The sequence below is a fragment of the Pseudomonas lalkuanensis genome (assembly GCF_008807375.1).
GTDB classification, from domain to species: Bacteria; Pseudomonadota; Gammaproteobacteria; order Pseudomonadales; family Pseudomonadaceae; genus Metapseudomonas; species Metapseudomonas lalkuanensis.
Window position 1 is genome coordinate 4,847,669 of record NZ_CP043311.1, and the last position, 13,777, is coordinate 4,861,445.

Sequence of the window (13,777 nt, forward strand, 5' to 3'; positions counted from 1 at the left end):
TGCCTTACAAGGACTTATGCACCCTCTGCTGCCCAGCCTCCTGGCTGCATTCCTCTATGCGGGCATCACTGGCTACCAGGGCCTTCGCCTTGGCCAGCGCACTACGCCGGACAAGCGCCTGCTGATCATCGGTGGCGGCCTGGCGCTGCTCGCCCATGGCACCGCACTGTTCCTCGAGCTGTTGACGCCTGCCGGTCTCTACCTGGACTTTTTCAACGCCGCCAGCCTGATCGCCGCAGCGGTGATCCTGCTGACCATCGTGGCCATCGCGCGGATCCCCATCGAGAACCTGTTGCTCCTGCTGTTGCCCCTCGGCGCCCTGACAGTGCTGGCGGCGGCTCTGGTACCGGGTGGTACTTCCCAGGCCATCGATGAGGAGCCGGGCATTCTCGCCCACATCCTGCTGTCGATCCTGGCCTACGGCCTGTTGACCATGGCGGTGTTCCAGGCCCTGCTGCTGTTGCTGCAGGATCACCAGCTCAAGCACAAGCACCCGTCCGGGCTGATCAAGAACTTCCCCGCCCTGCAAACCATGGAAAGCCTGCTGTTCGGCTTCCTCTGGGCCGGCTGGAGCCTGCTGTCGCTGTCGCTGATTTCCGGTTGGGTGTTCGTCGACAACCTGTTCGCCCAGCACCTGGCGCACAAGACCATCCTGTCCTGTATCGCCTGGGTGGTGTTCGGCGTGCTGCTCTGGGGCCGCCACCAACTGGGCTGGCGCGGGCACAAGGCCATCCGCTGGACCCTGGCGGGCTTCTGCCTGCTGATGCTGGCGTACTTCGGCAGCAAGCTGGTCCGCGAATTCATCCTCCACGTCTGAAGACACCATGCACGGACTGCTCGCCGGCCTCCTCCTCGGAATCACCCTCTCCCTGGTAGCCGGCGCGATAGTGGCCTGGCTGGCGACCCGGCGGCGCCACGGCGTCGAGATCCAGCCACAGTCCCGCCTGCCGGTGGCAGTGAGCGACGCGCTGCAGCAGGTCACCGTCAGCTCGATCATGATTCCCCGCAACGAAATCCAGGGCATCGACCTGAACACCTCGCCGGACGAACTCCTCGCCCAGTTGCAGAACGCCACCCACACCCGCCTGCCGCTCTACCGCGAAGACATCAACCAGATCGAAGGCATCCTCCACCTGCGCCAGCTGCCGCGCCTGCTGACCGGAGGCCCGACCAGCGCCGAGCAGCTGATGGCGGTGAGCCGCGAGACCTATTTCGTCCCGGAAAGCACGCCGCTGCTGACCCAGCTGGTGAATTTCCAGAAACAGAAGCGCCGCCTGGGCATCGTGGTCGACGAGTACGGCGACGTGGTGGGCCTGGTCAGCCTGGAAGACATCTTCCAGGAACTGGTGGGCGAGTTCGGCAGCCTGGATGACTTCGCCCCCAACCCCGGCATCCTGTCCCGCGACGACGGCCGCTACGAGCTGGACGGTGCATTGCACCTGCGCGAGCTGAACCGGGTACTCGGCTGGCACCTGCCCTGCGACGGTCCGAAAACGCTCAACGGGCTGATCACCGAGGCCCTGGAGCAGATTCCCGACTGCAGCGTCTGCCTCAAGGTCGGCCCCTACCGCCTGGAAATCCTCCAGTCCGGCGAAAACCGCGTGCAGCGCGTGCTCGCCTGGCGCGCCGGGCTTACGCCGAAGGCCTAGTGACGCTGTCCTCATATCACCGCAGGGCTCAGCGACCGCTTCGGGCTCAAGCCGGTGCTGATCGGCGAGGCCGTCCTGGCGATCCTCTCCGGTTTCACCATGGAACCGCTGCTGACCCAGGGCTCGGCCTACGGCGTGGCGCTGTTCCTCTGCATCGAGCTATTCCTGATGGGGTGACCTTCGCACCCATGGGCGCCCTGCTACCGGAGCTGTTCCTCACTCGCGTGCGCTACACCGGCGCATCGGCGGCCTACAACCTGGGCGGCATAGTCGGAGCCTCGGTAGCGCCGTTCTTCGCCCAGAAACTGGTGGCGATGGGCGGCCTGGGCTGGGTAGGGGGTTATGTGTCGGCAGCGGCAGCACTCAGCCTGCTGGCGGTGCTCTGCCTGAAGGAAATTCGCGACAGCGACCTCATCCTCACACGCTGAGGTCGAGCGCCAGTTCCTCCGTCTCCTTGGGTGGAAGAGCCAGCTCGACGAACCCGTCCGCCAGCGACTCACCCCAGACGCGATAGCCCAGGGGCGAAGGATGGTAGCCATCCAGGGCCAGGTATTCCGGGCGCATCTCCAGGCTGGTGGCGCAACACGCCAGCCCTTCCCGCTGCGCCAATGCTCGCTGCTGACGATCCAGCAATCGCGCCCGCCAACCCAGCAACTGACGCAACAGCCAGGGCAAGGCACTGAAGTGCTGCAGCGGTGGCACGCCCGCCAGGACGACCTGCGCGCCACGCTCGGTGAAGTGTCGGGCCAGGCCCTGGAGCGATCCCAGCCAGCTGTGGCTGGAGCTGAAATGGGTGGTGTCGTTCACGCCAAATACGAGCAACACCAGATCGGCGGGCTCCTGCGCCACCTGCGGCAACAGCCGTTCCAGGGCCTCGCCGGCGGTGATGCCATTCTCGCCACAGGCGCGCCAGGCCACGGGGCGCCCCAGGCGCATCGCCAGGGCAGCAGCCAGCTGGCCGGCCAGGGCGAAGTCCAGGCAGGACGCACCGACGCCAGCCACCGTGGACTCGCCAATCAGAAGGAGACGCAGGGGCTCGCCTTCGAACTCGCCTCCTGCAAGGCCGCGTTCTGGCCCGGCGGCCGGCGCCAGGCGCAGGGCGGTACGGCGGGTATGCACGGCCATGGGCAATGCCAGGGGCAGCAGCGGCAGCGCCGCCGCCCACCAGCACAGACCGGCCAGATGCATCACAGCTGGACGTCGACCGCCTGGGCCGAACGGGTCGCCTTGGCCCGCGCGAGGTCGGTGGACTCATCCCGCGCCAGGGCTACGCCCATGCGGCGCTGGCCATCCACTTCCGGCTTGCCGAACAGCCGCAGGGCGGTATCCGGCTCGCCGAGGGCGGCGCCCAGGTTGCCGAAGCTGACCTGGCTGGACTTGCCTTCGACCAGGATCACCGCCGACGCGGAAGGCCCTACCTGGCGGATGGCCGGGATCGGCAGGCCGAGGATGGCCCGCGCGTGCAGAGCGAATTCGGAAAGGTCCTGGGAAATCAGCGTGACCAGGCCGGTGTCATGGGGACGCGGCGAGACTTCGCTGAACCATACCTGGTCACCCTTGATGAACAGCTCCACGCCGAACAGACCGCGACCACCCAGGGCCCCGGTCACCGCCTGGGCGATGCGCTCGGACTCGGCCAGGGCCTTCGGGCTCATGACCTGGGGCTGCCAGGATTCGTGGTAGTCACCCTTCACCTGGCGGTGGCCGATAGGGGCGCAGAAGCTGGTGCCACCGATGTGGCGCACGGTGAGCAGGGTGATCTCGTAGTCGAAGTCGATGAAGCCTTCGACGATCACCCGGCCCTTGCCGGCGCGGCCGCCTTCCTGGGCGTAGTCCCAGGCCGTCTTGAGGTCGGCGTCCGACTTCAGCACGGACTGGCCCTTGCCGGAAGAGCTCATGATCGGCTTGACCACGCAGGGATAACCCACGCTGGCCACGGCGGCACAGTAATCCTCGAAGTTGTCGGAGAAGTGGTACGGCGAGGTGGGCAGGCCCAGCTCCTCGGCGGCGAGGCGGCGAATGCCTTCGCGGTTCATGGTCAGCTGGGCGGCGCGGGCGGTGGGCACCACGGTGAAGCCTTCGGCTTCCAGCTCCACCAGCGTGGCGGTGGCAATGGCCTCGATCTCCGGCACGATGAAGTGTGGCTTCTCCTGCTCGATCACGGCGCGCAGGGCAGCACCGTCCAGCATGCTGATCACGTGGCTGCGATGGGCCACCTGCATGGCCGGGGCATCGGCGTAACGGTCGACGGCGATGACTTCGCAGCCCAGGCGCTGCAGTTCGATCGCCACCTCCTTGCCGAGCTCACCGGAGCCGCACAGCAGTACACGGGTCGCGCTGGGCGACAAGGGGGTTCCAATACGGGGCATGTCGTTTCCTCGGGGAGTCAAGAAGCCTGGGTCGGGGGAATGATGAACAGGCCGCTGGCCTTGGCGCGTTCGAAGCAACGGGCCAGGACCTCGCGGCGCTCGGCATTGTCCATGCGGCCCCAGCGGGTGATTTCATCGGCGGTGCGCTGGCAGCCACTGCAGATGTCGTGGTCGTCCAGCACGCAGACCTGCACGCAGGGCGAACGGACGGGGCGTTCGGCGTCCATCAGCCGTCCTGCTCCGCCAGGTCGCGGGCGTAGCGCTGGGCGTTGTGAACATAGTGAGCGGCGCTGGCTTCGAGCATCTTCTTCTGTTGCTCGGTCAGCTCGCGCACCACCTTGCCGGGGGAACCCATGACCAGCGAACCGTCGGGAATTTCCTTGCCTTCGGGAATCAGCGCGTTGGCGCCGATGATGCAGTACTTGCCGATCTTGGCGCCGTTGAGCACCACGGCGTTGATGCCGATCAGGCTGAAGTCGCCCACCGAGCAACCGTGCAGCATGGCGTTATGGCCGATGGTGACGGAGCGGCCGATGTTCAGCGGGTACCCCATGTCGGTATGCATCACGGTGCCATCCTGGACGTTGCTGTTCTCACCGATGTGGATCAGCTCGTTGTCGCCGCGCAGTACGGCGCCGAACCAGACGCTGGCGCCGGCGTCCAGGCGCACCTTGCCCACGAGGGTGGCAGTGGGGGCGGTCCAGCTGTCGACATGGGCTTCGACCTGGGCGGATCCAAGGCGGTATTTCATCAGGCGCTCCTCGATCGGGGCTTATTTGAGTCTTATGAAGGTCTCGGGGGCGCGGGTCATGTCGATCCCGGCGTCGTACACCAGGTTGACCAGCTCGACGACCATGATGGCGGTCAGGCCCCAGATCTTGTATTCGCCGTACTGATAGCTGGGCACGTACCAGCTGCGGCCGAGGTAGTCGATGCGGTGGGTCACCTGGCGCGGGTCATCGCGAAAGAACTCCAGCGGGACGCTGAACACCGAGTCTATCTCGCCATCGTTGGCCTTGTACTGGACAAAGTCCGGAACCAGGCCGACATAGGGCGTGACCTTGATACCGTGACGGGAGACCAGGGGACTGAGCGGGCCGATGACCTCCACCAGCCCCGGAGGCAAGCCGACCTCTTCCTCCGCTTCGCGCAGGGCCGTACGGACCAGGTCCTGATCCTCAGGATCGCGGCGGCCACCGGGAAAGGCCACCTCACCGCCGTGGGTGGACAAGCCGCTGGCGCGCAGGGTCAGCACCAGTTCCGGCTCGTCGCTGCGGGTGATGGGCACCAGCACCGCGGCTTCGGGGAAGTCGTGATCGGTTTCCAGGGTTCTCGGGGAGTAGCTCTGCACGCGACGGAGCAGGTCATCCAGCATGGATTTTCTCGTTGTTCTCGACTGCCGGGCATCATGGCATGAACCTTGGGACCGCCCAAGTCCCACACCGACAGGTCGCACCATTGACCACCTTTGGTTTGCCCGGTACACCGCTTGCCGTGCAACACCGTGCCGCGCCAAGATGGGCGCGTACCCTGAGGATTCACGATGAAATACTGCAGCCAGTGCGGCAGCCCGGTCGTCCAGCGCATCCCCGACGGCGACAACCGCCTGCGCTACGTGTGCGAACGCTGCCACACGATCCACTACCAGAACCCACGCATCGTCGCCGGTTGCCTGCCGGTGTGGGGCGAGCAGGTGCTGCTCTGCCGCCGCGCCATCGACCCGCGCCTGGGTTACTGGACGCTCCCCGCCGGCTTCATGGAGAACGGCGAGACCATGGAGCAGGCCGCCACACGCGAAACCCTCGAAGAAGCCTGCGCCAGGGTGCGCAACCTCAGCCTTTACACCCTGTTCGACCTGCCGCACATCAGCCAGGTTTACACCTTCTTTCGCGCCGAACTGGTGGACCTGGACTTCGCTGCCGGCGAAGAAAGCCTGGAAGTTCGCCTGTTTCACGAGCGGGATATTCCCTGGTCGGAGCTGGCTTTTCCGACCGTGGGCCGTACCTTAGAATGCTACTTCGCCGACCGCACCGGGCAGGTCTTCCCGGTGCGCAACGAGCCACTCGCGCCGTTGTTGGCCTACTACAAGAAAGCCTGACCGCTAATCTGCTTAATATGTGAACACTGTGGGGATGCCGTGCCGATGCGCTGGTTGCTAGTCGTACTTTCCATGAGCCTTGCCGCTCTCGCCCAGGCAAGCACTACGCCGACGCTGGGTGGCAAATCCATCGACAAGGTCCTGGTGGTGAAATCGGAACGCAAGCTGTTGCTGATGAATCGCGGCGACATCCTGAAGACGTACCGCATTTCCCTTGGCAAAGTCCCCACTGGCCCCAAGCTGCGTGAAGGCGACCAGCGTACCCCGGAAGGCTTCTACTGGATCGACTGGCGCAAGACCAGCGACAAGTTCAACCTGGCCATGCACATCTCCTACCCCAATGCCCGCGACGCTGCCAAGGCTCGGGACAAGGGCGTGCCGCCGGGCGGCATGATCATGATCCATGGCACCCCGCTGGATGAGGAATACCCGGAGTGGTACTTCCACACCCTGGACTGGACCGAGGGCTGCATCGCCATGAAAAACGCGGACATGCGCGAGATCTGGAGCCTGGTGAAGGACGGTACCCTGATCGAGATCCGCCCCTGATCCCATCTGCATTGAAAAAGGCGCCATCTGGCGCCTTTTTCTTTAGCTCTTCGATCATCCTCGGGAAACGTGCAGCCAATCGACGGCCAACTTTCAGGCAGACTCAGGCCGAGGCGGCCAAAGGGCGAAAGCTGAAATAGAAACGCAGGGCATCGATGAGATCGGCGTATTCCGCCGGCGGTGCCACCAGGGAGAAGCCGGAATCGTAGTTCCCCGGGGTCACGTCCTCGTGGCACCACTGGCAGGTGGCGTAGAAGTCGATGAAGTGCAACTGCCCATCCTTGCCCGGAATCTTCAAGCGCATGTCGAAGCGCGCGCCCACCAGCATGGGCAGCTGGCTGATCAGCATCAGGCCGTCCATGGAGACGTTGCCCAGATACCCCATGGGCTTGTCGGTGATGCGATTGAACACCTTCAGGTAGTAAGGCAACTGATGGCGTTCGATACGGCGCTTTGTCGGCATGATATCAAATCGCTATTGATGGCATTTCAGTATGGACTCGTTGCCGCTCCAGACCAACCTTCAATTGCAGTCCCGGGCCAGGCTCTCGGCCAATTTGCGACGGAAGGAGTCGATCTGTTGATCAGTGTAGTACTGCCGCTCGCCACGCTCGTCGAGGCGGTAGTACGGTCCGCCATGGCTCAGCTGTCCCTGCTGATCGCGCCACTGGCCGCACCGCTTCTGCCGCTGTTCGCGTGCTGCCTCGGCCTTGTCGGCGGCGGCCGCCTGTTCCTGGCGGCGCGCATCGTGGATTTTCTCGGTGCGTGCCTCACGCTCGCGGGTCGCCTGATCCCGCTCCACCACCTGGGGCTTCACCGATACCGCCTCGGCTCCCTCCCGTGGCGTCTCGCTGAAATGCACCTGCCCCTGGGCATCGGTCCAGCGGTAGATCTGCGCACCGGCGATGGCCGGTAACAGCAACAGGCAACACAGCAGGTGGTGCATTCCAGGGTTCCTCGGATAGAGGCTCAGCTTAGTCCCGGCCGGTCGCTGCTCAAGCGGCCAACGACCGACGGCCGGGTTACGGGTCAGAGCGGTGCCGCGCTCGTCTTGACGGTACTGCCGCCCACGCGGCCGAGCTGCTGGAGTGTCTCCAGGCGCGCCTTGGCGCGGTAGGCGTACTCGCTGGTGGGGTAGCGGGCAATGATGAACTGATAGGTCTGCGCCGCATCGACGAACAGGCTCTGGCGCTCCAGGCACTGGCCGCGCAGCAGGGAGATTTCCGGCTGCAGGTACTGGCGGGAGCGACTCTTGCGCTCGGCCTTGGACAATTCGAGCATCACGTCTTCGCAGTCGCCGTCGTCGTAGGAACGGTAGGCATTGTTCAGGTGATGGTCGAGGGACCAGCGCGTGCAGCCGCTCACGGCCGCCAGCAGGGTCAGGATGATCAGGGTTCGCATGGTTGGTTCCTCCGTCCACCGGTATATCGGCCGGGCGCGTCGCTTCTTCAGGCCGCCGGGCGATCAGGGTGCGAAGCATAACCTCCGATTGGTCCTGCAGGCGCCTGCCATGGATAGCACGCGGCCACTGCTAGACTGCGGAGGTCGCCCAAAGACCCGGTTCCGCCATGCATCCCAGCCTTCCCGCCCTGCTCGCCCTCTGTCTTCTGCTGGGCGCCTGTTCGCCCACTACCCCGTTGTTCATTGCACAGATCACCACCAACGAAGTGGTGGAATACAAGACCATGAAGAGCAAACGCATGGCCGCCGCAGTGGAAGAGGAAGGCGACCTGCTCACCTACAGCGCCATGGCCATCCGCGACGCGAAGAGCCCGGAAGCGGAAGAGCTTTACCTGGTCGGCTACCGCGACGACAAGTTCAGCGACGACGTGCGCGCCATCGCCCTGTACCAGATCGGCCTGATCTACATGAGCCGCTTCAACGAGCAGCGTGATGACACCAAGGCGCTGGCGTACCTGGAGCGGGTGCTGAACGAGTTCCCCGGCAGCCGCGCCGCCGAACGTGCCGAGGCGCGCATCCTGGTGATCCGCCAGCGGGCGAAGGACCCGGTACAGAAGACCTCCCGCGAGCTCCTCGCCACCTGGCAGCCAAGCAGCAATCTCGACCTCTACAAGCCGGGGCTGGACCCGGACATGACCCTGCTCTCGCGCCGCGCCGTACTCAAGGACCGCGTCGCCGAAGCCGAGGAGCTCTATCTGCTGGCGCTGTCCGACGCCCATGTACAACCGGACATCAAACAGAAGGCGCTCTACCAGTTGGGCCTGATGTACCTGGCGCCGGACAATCCCCACGCCAACCGCGACAAGGCCATCGGCTATTTCCGCCGGCTGCTGGTGCAGTTCCCCGACAGCGACCTGGCCACCAAGGCCTCGCGCCACCTGGACCAGGCATTGAATTCGGATCGTCCGTGACACCGCCCGGCGGGCCACCTGAAACAATTCAGCGGGTAGTGAAAAGGAACAATGACTACAGTTTTTCTGCGTAGTAGCCTCGGGCTCTGCTTGAAAAATGGAGTCTTCGCATGCCTTTCCGCCGCACCAAAATCGTCGCCACCCTCGGCCCGGCCAGCAACTCCCCGGAGGTCCTGGAGCAACTGATCATCGCGGGCTTGAACGTCGCCCGCCTGAACTTCTCCCACGGCAGCCCCGAAGAACACAAGGCACGCGCCCGCCTGGTCCGCGAGCTGGCCGCAAAGCACGGCCGCTTCGTCGCACTGCTCGGCGACCTGCAAGGCCCGAAGATCCGCATCGCCAAGTTCGCCAACAAGCGCATCGAACTGAAGGAAGGCGACAGCTTCCGCTTCTCCGTCACCCATCCCCGTGACGCCGGCAACCAGGAAGTGGTGGGCATCGACTATCCGGACCTGGTCAAGGATTGCGGCGTGGGCGACGAGCTGCTGCTGGACGACGGCCGCGTGGTCATGCGTGTCGAAGGCACCAGCGCCGACGAACTGCAGTGCCGCGTACTGATCGGCGGCCCGCTCTCCGACCACAAGGGCATCAACCGCCGTGGCGGCGGCCTGACCGCTCCGGCCCTGACCGCCAAGGACAAGGCCGACATCAAGCTGGCCGCGGAAATGGAACTGGATTACCTGGCGGTGTCCTTCCCCCGTGACGCCGCCGACATGGAACTGGCCCGCCGCCTGCGCGACGAAGCCGGTGGCAAGGCCTGGCTGGTGGCCAAGATCGAACGCGCCGAAGCGGTAGCCGACGACGAGGCCCTCGACGGCCTGATCCGCGCCAGCGACGCCGTGATGGTGGCCCGTGGCGACCTGGGCGTGGAAATCGGCGACGCCGAGCTGGTAGGCATCCAGAAGAAGATCATCCTGCACGCCCGCCGCTACAACAAAGCCGTGATCACCGCGACCCAGATGATGGAGTCGATGATCCACAGCCCGATGCCGACCCGCGCCGAAGTTTCGGACGTAGCCAACGCCGTGCTCGACTACACCGACGCCGTGATGCTCTCCGCCGAAAGCGCCGCCGGCGAGTACCCGGTGGAAGCGGTGCAGGCCATGGCACGTATCTGCCAGGGCGCCGAGAAACACCCGGACAGCCGCCGCTCGCACCACCGCGTCGGCCAGACCTTCGACCGCTGCGACGAAAGCATCGCCCTGGCGTCGATGTACACCGCCAACCATTTCCCGGGCATCAAGGCCATCATCTGTCTGACCGAAAGCGGCTACACCCCGCTGATCATGTCGCGCATCCGCTCCTCGGTGCCGATCTTCGCCTACTCCCCCCACCGCGAAACCCAGGCCCGCGTGGCGCTGTTCCGTGGCGTGGAAACCATCCCCTTCGACGCCGCCGCGCTGCCACCGGAGAAGGTCAGCCAGATGGCCGTGGACGAACTGCTGCAACGCGGCGTGGTGACCAAGGGTGACTGGGTGATCCTGACCAAGGGTGACAGCTACACCACCCAGGGCGGCACCAACACCATGAAAATCCTCCACGTCGGCGACCTGCTGGTCTGACCCGGACACTGGAAACGAAAAAGCCGCCCTTCGGGGCGGCTTTTTGATTCTCGGGCTTCTTGCAGGAGCGAATTCATTCGCGAAGCAGGCCGCAGGCCCGCCAGTCACTCCTGCTGGGGCGGCTCCGCTGCCAATCGCGAATGAATTCGCGCCCACAGGAAAAACTGCAAGCGTTCGTCCATTACACGAATTTCGAGAAATCCGGCTTGCGACGCTGGGTGAAGGCCGACAGCGCTTCCACCGCTTCCGGAGAACGCAGGCGCTCGCTGAACAACTCGCCCTCCTCCGCGATCACCCGGCGCAGCTCCTCACGGCCCGGCGCCTGCATCAGGCGCTTGCTCACCGCCAGGGCCGAGGGCGCCAGGTCTAGGAAGCGCAGCGCCGCCTCTCGGGCGCGGGCCAGGGTCACGGCGCCGTTTTCCAGGGCTGCGTTGGCAATGCCCCAGCTGGCGGCTTGCTCACCGGTGAAGCCTTCGCCCAGCAGCAACAGCTCCGCGGCCTTCGCGTGACCGAGCAGGCGCGGGAGGATCAGGCTGGAACCGAATTCGGGGCAGAGGCCAAGATTGACGAACGGCATCTTCAGTTTGGCGTTGCAGCTCACAAAGACCAGGTCGCAATGCAGCAGCAGGGTGGTACCGATGCCCACCGCCGGGCCACTCACGGCCGCCACGATCGGTTTGGGGAAATCGAACAGCGCGCGCATGAACTGGAACACCGGGCTGTCCATCCCGCTCGGCGGCTCCTGCAGGAAGTCGACGATGTCGTTGCCGCTGGTGAAGCACTCCTCGGTACCGGTGATCAGCACGGCGCGCACTTCGCGATCGTCCCGCGCCGCGTCCAGCACTTCGGCCATGCGGCTGTACATGGCGCGGGTCAGGGCATTCATCTTGTCCGGGCGGTTCATGCGCAGCGTCAGCAGGCCCTGCTCGCGCTCGACCAGAATGTGCTCGCTCATGGCAACTCCTCGATTGGTATTGGCCCGCGGCGTCAGGCGTCGCGGGTCAGGAAGGTATCGGCCAGCAGTTGATTACGGGGCAGACCGGCCAGATAAAGCCGGCGCGCGAACTCCTCGACGCTGGCGGGGTGGCCGCAGAGTAAGGCGATGGTTTGCCGCGAAACAAGACGGAATTGCGCCAAAACCTCTGGCAGCTCGGCCGGCGTGATCAGTTGGACGACAAGCCCGGAATGGGCTGCAGCCATCTCTGTGAGGGATTTGGCCAGATAATGCCCACTGGCGTCATGGGCCAGATGAATGATGCGGATGGGGCCCTGATGATGATTTCGCAGTGCTTCCCGCAGCAGCCCCCAGAGCGGCGCCAGTCCAGTGCCTGCGGCAAGGAACAACAGCGGCCGGCTGTCCCAGGAAGGATCGTAGTGCAGCGCACCGCCGTGGAGTTCACCAAGGCGCAGCTTGTTCCCCGGAACCAGGCGCCGGGCCCTGTCGCTGAACAATCCGGGCTTGCGGCAATCCAGGTGGAATTCGAGGAAATCGTCGAAACCAGGCAGGCTGGCCAGGGAATAGGGCCGGGCGACGCCCTCGTCATTCCACAGCAGGAGATGCTGGCCGGCGCTGTATCGCAGTGGCCGTGACGGCGCGAGTCGAAGGCGCAGGACATCCGGGGCCGGCCAGTCGACGCAGACGACTTCGGCTTCCACGCCATCGCGCGCCGGATCGAACACCTCCACCACCAGATCCTGCACCACCAGGCACTGGCAGGACAGCCGCCAGCCCTCGGCGCGCTGGAAACTGTCCAGCGCTTCCGGCCTGGCATCTGCCGGCTCGCCCGAGAGGCATCGCACCAGGCAGGCATGGCAGCTACCGGCCCGACAGCTGTAAGGGACCTTGCAGCCCCCGGCGTTCAGGGCATCCAGCAGGTTGCTGGCAGGTGCTACGGTCCAGCGTTTTCCAGCGACTTCGAGTTCAGGCACCCTGGCCCTCCCAGGCGGCATCGCAACGGTTACGTCCGCCGCGCTTCGCCCGATAGAGTGCCTGATCCGCACGCTGCAACGCATCATCCAGATCGTCCCCGGCAGACAGCAGGGTCATGCCCGCCGAAAGGCTCAACCGCTCCACCTGTACCCCTACCGGCTCCGCGCTGGTGAAGGCCTCGCGCAGGCGCTCGCAGCACGCAGTGAGGCGATCCGCATCGCAACCGGGCAGCAGCAGGACGAACTCCTCGCCGCCGTAGCGCGCCAGCACATCTCCGTCCCGCAGGCAGGCACGCGCCACCGCGGCGAAGGTCTGCAGCACCCGATCGCCGGCGGCATGGCCGTGAACGTCGTTGATTCGCTTGAAATGGTCGAGATCGATCAGCGCCAGACCGTGCTGGCGATTCGGCGCCAGGTTATCCAGCTCGCGGCTGGCAAGGCGCAGGAAATGGCGCCGGTTGAACAACCCGGTCAGCTCGTCCGTGGCGACCAGGTCTTCCAGCTGGCGCATCATGCCGCGCAGGGTGTCCTGGTGGGCCTGCAGGGCGAAGCGGCGCTGGCGCATGCGCTGACGCAGCGCCTGGACGTAGCTGCCGAAGAGGCTCAACCAGACCATCAGCACGAAGAGCACGCAGACCTGCAGCAGCGCCAGGGCCGGGTCGGCCAGCTGCATCTGGTAGGCCTCGTACAGGTTGAGGCCGGCGAAGGCGAAGAAGCCGATGGCAGCACATCGGGCGAATACCCTGGGCTTCAGCTGAAACACACCGAACATCATGATCAGCACGTAGACCGCCAGCAGGGTGCCCCGCGCGTTGTCGACCATGGACATCAGCCAGGTGTTCCAGACCAGGGCGAGCAGCACCTGGGGTTCCGTCAGGCTGGGGTCGGAGAAACGCAGGTTGCGGCCGCTGATGAACAGCCAGAACAGCGTTAACTGGGACAGGGCAACGAGGCCGGAACCGATCAGGGCAGTGCTCACCGAAACCCGGAGCAGTCCGCCCAACATGGCGATCCAGCACAGCAGCAGTACCATCGAGTAGGTAGCCACGGCCATACCGAAGCGCTTCAACAGCAGACTTTGCAAGGCTCTATGGCTGACCCGCTGGCTGGATGGGCTCATGGGCTCCTTCCCGTAATGGCACCATGCCTTCAATGTACGCTTGTGATCACAGATTGCCTAGTACGTAGGAAACGTCCGACAACCGACCAAGGTCGATTACCGGCGACTGTGCCCGACGGGCCCCACGCG

17 protein-coding genes and 1 pseudogene are annotated in these 13,777 nt (G+C 65.1%); 7 read left to right on the top strand and 11 right to left on the bottom strand.

All coding sequences use genetic code 11. From position 1 onward, the window contains the following. Positions 1-16: 16 nt before the first annotated feature. The 3 genes and pseudogenes from FXN65_RS22390 to FXN65_RS22400 form a co-directional block, all read left to right on the top strand. Positions 17-817, top strand: a complete 801-nt coding sequence (locus FXN65_RS22390; RefSeq protein ID WP_151136530.1) for a cytochrome C assembly family protein — start codon at positions 17-19, stop codon at positions 815-817. A gap of 7 nt (positions 818-824) precedes the next feature. Further along, a complete protein-coding gene (locus FXN65_RS22395; RefSeq protein ID WP_151136532.1) occupies positions 825-1,649 on the top strand; it encodes a transporter associated domain-containing protein in 825 nt (274 codons plus the stop codon). 15 nt (positions 1,650-1,664) lie between these two features. Beyond that, positions 1,665-2,077 (top strand): annotated as a pseudogene (locus FXN65_RS22400) (MFS transporter); the annotation flags it as partial. Here the strand turns inward: FXN65_RS22400 and FXN65_RS22405 are convergent. The 5 genes from FXN65_RS22405 to FXN65_RS22425 are packed head-to-tail and all read right to left on the bottom strand — an operon-like array spanning position 2,067 to position 5,393. Then, positions 2,067-2,840, bottom strand: a complete 774-nt coding sequence (locus FXN65_RS22405) for an SGNH/GDSL hydrolase family protein (protein ID WP_151136534.1) — start codon at positions 2,838-2,840, stop codon at positions 2,067-2,069. The pseudogene FXN65_RS22400 and the gene FXN65_RS22405 sit on opposite strands and share 11 nt — an antisense overlap. After that, positions 2,837-4,018 (bottom strand): formate-dependent phosphoribosylglycinamide formyltransferase, encoded by a 1,182-nt coding sequence (gene purT, locus FXN65_RS22410; protein WP_151136536.1) that lies wholly within the window; start codon positions 4,016-4,018, stop codon positions 2,837-2,839. The genes FXN65_RS22405 and purT overlap by 4 nt, the downstream gene beginning before the upstream one ends. A gap of 17 nt (positions 4,019-4,035) precedes the next feature. Then, positions 4,036-4,245, bottom strand: coding sequence for a DUF1289 domain-containing protein (locus FXN65_RS22415; RefSeq protein ID WP_178119382.1), 210 nt, complete (start codon positions 4,243-4,245; stop codon positions 4,036-4,038). Further along, positions 4,245-4,769 carry a gamma carbonic anhydrase family protein gene (locus tag FXN65_RS22420; protein ID WP_151136538.1) on the bottom strand — a complete coding sequence of 175 codons (525 nt, stop codon included), beginning with the start codon at positions 4,767-4,769 and terminating at the stop codon, positions 4,245-4,247. The genes FXN65_RS22415 and FXN65_RS22420 overlap by 1 nt, the downstream gene beginning before the upstream one ends. Before the next feature lie 21 nt (positions 4,770-4,790). Continuing rightward, positions 4,791-5,393 carry a CoA pyrophosphatase gene (locus tag FXN65_RS22425; RefSeq protein ID WP_151136540.1) on the bottom strand — a complete coding sequence of 201 codons (603 nt, stop codon included), beginning with the start codon at positions 5,391-5,393 and terminating at the stop codon, positions 4,791-4,793. A gap of 168 nt (positions 5,394-5,561) precedes the next feature. On the opposite strand from FXN65_RS22425, the gene FXN65_RS22430 reads away from it, so the two are divergent. Together FXN65_RS22430 and FXN65_RS22435 are read left to right on the top strand one after the other, a co-directional pair. Further along, on the top strand, positions 5,562-6,116 hold the full coding sequence (locus FXN65_RS22430) for an NUDIX hydrolase (protein ID WP_151136541.1): 555 nt from the start codon (positions 5,562-5,564) through the stop codon (positions 6,114-6,116). A gap of 45 nt (positions 6,117-6,161) precedes the next feature. Then, on the top strand, positions 6,162-6,665 hold the full coding sequence (locus FXN65_RS22435; protein WP_151136543.1) for a L,D-transpeptidase family protein: 504 nt from the start codon (positions 6,162-6,164) through the stop codon (positions 6,663-6,665). 103 nt (positions 6,666-6,768) lie between these two features. Here the strand turns inward: FXN65_RS22435 and FXN65_RS22440 are convergent, their stop codons facing one another. The 3 genes from FXN65_RS22440 to FXN65_RS22450 form a co-directional block, all read right to left on the bottom strand. Continuing rightward, the gene (locus FXN65_RS22440) at positions 6,769-7,128 is read right to left on the bottom strand and encodes a PilZ domain-containing protein (protein WP_151136545.1); all 360 of its coding nucleotides are present in this window, start codon (positions 7,126-7,128) and stop codon (positions 6,769-6,771) included. Between the two features lie 60 nt (positions 7,129-7,188). Next, a complete protein-coding gene (locus tag FXN65_RS22445; RefSeq protein ID WP_151136547.1) occupies positions 7,189-7,611 on the bottom strand; it encodes a DUF4124 domain-containing protein in 423 nt (140 codons plus the stop codon). An 83-nt stretch (positions 7,612-7,694) separates the two neighbouring features. Next, positions 7,695-8,066: a tetratricopeptide repeat protein gene (locus FXN65_RS22450; protein WP_151136549.1), complete on the bottom strand. Its 372-nt coding sequence runs from the start codon at positions 8,064-8,066 to the stop codon at positions 7,695-7,697. A gap of 167 nt (positions 8,067-8,233) precedes the next feature. Between FXN65_RS22450 and FXN65_RS22455 the strand changes: the two genes are divergently transcribed. Both FXN65_RS22455 and pyk read left to right on the top strand, forming a co-directional pair. After that, entirely contained in the window at positions 8,234-9,037 is an 804-nt protein-coding gene (locus FXN65_RS22455) for a tetratricopeptide repeat protein (RefSeq protein ID WP_151136551.1), read from the top strand. A gap of 110 nt (positions 9,038-9,147) precedes the next feature. After that, a complete protein-coding gene (pyk, locus tag FXN65_RS22460) occupies positions 9,148-10,599 on the top strand; it encodes a pyruvate kinase (RefSeq protein WP_151136553.1) in 1,452 nt (483 codons plus the stop codon). Positions 10,600-10,780: 181 nt separating this feature from the next. Here pyk and FXN65_RS22465 read toward each other — a convergent pair whose 3' ends face one another. Genes FXN65_RS22465 through FXN65_RS22475 form a run of 3 tightly spaced genes read right to left on the bottom strand, consistent with a single transcriptional unit; the run spans position 10,781 to position 13,648 of the window. Further along, entirely contained in the window at positions 10,781-11,554 is a 774-nt protein-coding gene (locus tag FXN65_RS22465; RefSeq protein WP_151136555.1) for an enoyl-CoA hydratase, read from the bottom strand. Positions 11,555-11,586: 32 nt separating this feature from the next. After that, positions 11,587-12,528, bottom strand: coding sequence for an iron-sulfur-binding ferredoxin reductase (locus FXN65_RS22470; protein WP_151136557.1), 942 nt, complete (start codon positions 12,526-12,528; stop codon positions 11,587-11,589). Further along, the gene (locus FXN65_RS22475; protein ID WP_151136559.1) at positions 12,521-13,648 is read right to left on the bottom strand and encodes a GGDEF domain-containing protein; all 1,128 of its coding nucleotides are present in this window, start codon (positions 13,646-13,648) and stop codon (positions 12,521-12,523) included. The genes FXN65_RS22470 and FXN65_RS22475 overlap by 8 nt, the downstream gene beginning before the upstream one ends. Positions 13,649-13,777: the final 129 nt, after the last annotated feature.

Excerpts from the sequence above, each read along its gene's own strand:
- FXN65_RS22390 (WP_151136530.1), top strand. The coding sequence starts at position 17 with ATGCACCCTCTGCTGCCCAGCCTCCTGGCTGCATTCCTCTATGCGGGC.
- FXN65_RS22395 (WP_151136532.1), top strand. The coding sequence starts at position 825 with ATGCACGGACTGCTCGCCGGCCTCCTCCTCGGAATCACCCTCTCCCTG.
- purT (WP_151136536.1), bottom strand. The coding sequence starts at position 4,018 with ATGCCCCGTATTGGAACCCCCTTGTCGCCCAGCGCGACCCGTGTACTG.
- FXN65_RS22415 (WP_178119382.1), bottom strand. The coding sequence starts at position 4,245 with ATGGACGCCGAACGCCCCGTCCGTTCGCCCTGCGTGCAGGTCTGCGTG.
- FXN65_RS22420 (WP_151136538.1), bottom strand. The coding sequence starts at position 4,769 with ATGAAATACCGCCTTGGATCCGCCCAGGTCGAAGCCCATGTCGACAGC.
- FXN65_RS22425 (WP_151136540.1), bottom strand. The coding sequence starts at position 5,393 with ATGCTGGATGACCTGCTCCGTCGCGTGCAGAGCTACTCCCCGAGAACC.
- FXN65_RS22430 (WP_151136541.1), top strand. The coding sequence starts at position 5,562 with ATGAAATACTGCAGCCAGTGCGGCAGCCCGGTCGTCCAGCGCATCCCC.
- FXN65_RS22435 (WP_151136543.1), top strand. The coding sequence starts at position 6,162 with ATGCGCTGGTTGCTAGTCGTACTTTCCATGAGCCTTGCCGCTCTCGCC.
- FXN65_RS22440 (WP_151136545.1), bottom strand. The coding sequence starts at position 7,128 with ATGCCGACAAAGCGCCGTATCGAACGCCATCAGTTGCCTTACTACCTG.
- FXN65_RS22445 (WP_151136547.1), bottom strand. The coding sequence starts at position 7,611 with ATGCACCACCTGCTGTGTTGCCTGTTGCTGTTACCGGCCATCGCCGGT.
- FXN65_RS22450 (WP_151136549.1), bottom strand. The coding sequence starts at position 8,066 with ATGCGAACCCTGATCATCCTGACCCTGCTGGCGGCCGTGAGCGGCTGC.
- FXN65_RS22455 (WP_151136551.1), top strand. The coding sequence starts at position 8,234 with ATGCATCCCAGCCTTCCCGCCCTGCTCGCCCTCTGTCTTCTGCTGGGC.
- pyk (WP_151136553.1), top strand. The coding sequence starts at position 9,148 with ATGCCTTTCCGCCGCACCAAAATCGTCGCCACCCTCGGCCCGGCCAGC.
- FXN65_RS22465 (WP_151136555.1), bottom strand. The coding sequence starts at position 11,554 with ATGAGCGAGCACATTCTGGTCGAGCGCGAGCAGGGCCTGCTGACGCTG.
- FXN65_RS22475 (WP_151136559.1), bottom strand. The coding sequence starts at position 13,648 with ATGAGCCCATCCAGCCAGCGGGTCAGCCATAGAGCCTTGCAAAGTCTG.